Source organism: Corynebacterium sp. HMSC08D02 (genome assembly GCF_001807505.1).
Taxonomy (GTDB): domain Bacteria; phylum Actinomycetota; class Actinomycetes; order Mycobacteriales; family Mycobacteriaceae; genus Corynebacterium; species Corynebacterium pseudogenitalium.
This window is the reverse complement of sequence record NZ_KV789237.1, coordinates 157,562-159,301: the sequence shown is the minus strand read 5'-3', so window position 1 is coordinate 159,301 and position 1,740 is coordinate 157,562. Positions and strand designations below refer to the sequence as shown.

Here is a 1,740-nt window from a genome sequence, read left to right as displayed (position 1 = left end):
CTGCCGGGCCGATTCTCGGCGACCAGCGTCGCACGCTTTTAATACCTCCACCGGAGCGAAAACTGCAGGAGAAAGTACTGTAAACAGCTCGTTTTTGGCCAAAGCAGGGTCGCAACTGCCTTTAATTTGCGCCCATTTCGCGCCCGTTTTGCTCAAAGCGTGCGCTTAGAAGCGTGCGATGCAGGTCGCGTGTTTTCATCCTGCCGGGCCGATTCTCGGCGACCAGCGTCGCACTCCTTTAACACCTCCACCGGAACGTTTTCGAGGGGGTATTTGAGGCGTTTTCGAGGCAGCGCTCGCGGCCAGGTCGGGTGCCCCCGGATGCACACCATGGTGTGCAAAGCCGAAAAACCCTGGCGCCGGTGACCACATACCTGCCACAATGAGGCGCATGGATACGGGGGACTGGAAAACACGGTTGCGCTCAGAGTTCGTTGACGTTCGGAGCTGCGTGAATGTGAGTAGAGAGGTGCGGGAGCGCTTGGACTCTGGCGAGTTAGTGAGGTTGTCGTCGGGGGTGGCGGTGCCGGCGTCGATAATTGAGGAGGTCCCGCAGTACCAGCGTGACTGGGCGCGGAGTTTCGCTGTCGGTGCGGTTGCGCAGACTGCGGTGGTGACGGGGCGGGCGGCGGCGCACCTGCTGGGGATGTGGACGGTCAATCAGCCGATGCCGCAGGTCTCGATGTTGACGCACAACCCGCCGCCGAAGCCGACTCGGCAGCCGGATGTACGCTACGTGCGGTCGCGATTTCGGCCGGATGAGGTGGTGCAAGGCCAGCATCTGAGCACAACAACTCCGTACCGGACCTTTTTGGAGATTGCCCGCGAGGCAGGGTTCAAGCACGCACTCGTAGCCGCGGACTGGCTGCTCTTTTCGCGCACGCTCATCGCGCCACAGCTGCAGTATTTAATGCGCACGACTCCCCGGTTTCATGGGATTGGGGCAGCTCGGAAGGCTGTTCAGTATGCGGTGCTCGGTCCGGAGTCTGCGCCGGAGTCCTATACCAGAGCAGTGCTATTAGACGCGGGCTTCAGGAATGTGTTGTCCAACGTATGGATAGACTCGACGCGCTACCGTGTAGACCTTCTCGTGGAAAACGCACTGATCATCGAAATCGATGGGAACATGAAGTACATTGGCCCCGACGTGGATACGGCAGATGTGCTGCTGAAGGAGAAGCGCCGCGCCGATACTCTGCGCAATCTCGGCTATGAGCTGATCCGTTTTTCTCCCCACGATGTGGAAAGCAACCCTGCCTCTTTCTTATCGACGGTCCACTCCGCCCTGAACCGCGCCCGCCGGTAGCTCGCGTCCGTTTCGTTCCACGTTTCGCTCTGGTTTTCGCCACGTGTTTCGCGCCCGTTTTGCGCCGCTTTCGCAACCTGTTTCGCGCCGCTTTCGCGCCCGTGTTGCGCCAGTTTTGCGCCCGTTTTGCTAAAAGCGTGCGCTTAGAAGCGTGCGATGCAGGTCGCGTATTTTCACCCTGCCGGGCCGATTTTCGGCGACCAGCGTCGCACTCCTTTAACACCTCCACCGGAGTGAAAGCGGCACGAGAGTCACGCGAATTCAGATGGCAGCACGCCATTTCCGCACCGTCGTAGACACCCAGCAGCGCTACAACTTGCCTCCAGCGCACCCCAAATTGCTAAAAGCGTGCGCTTAGAAGCGTGCGATGCAGGTCGCGCTTTTTTCACCTTCCCGGGCCGATTTCTGGCGACCAGCGTCGCACTCCTTTAACA

Annotated in this window: 1 protein-coding gene; it reads left to right on the top strand. The window is 59.8% G+C overall.

Annotated features, from left to right (window positions below; genetic code table 11):
- Positions 1-391 precede the first annotated feature (391 nt).
- Entirely contained in the window at positions 392-1,306 is a 915-nt protein-coding gene (locus HMPREF3170_RS04205; RefSeq protein ID WP_070478008.1) for a DUF559 domain-containing protein, read from the top strand.
- Positions 1,307-1,740: the final 434 nt, after the last annotated feature.

What these genes read in the sequence shown, in the direction of transcription:
- HMPREF3170_RS04205 (WP_070478008.1), top strand. Translation starts at nt 392, where the DNA reads ATGGATACGGGGGACTGGAAAACACGGTTGCGCTCAGAGTTCGTTGAC.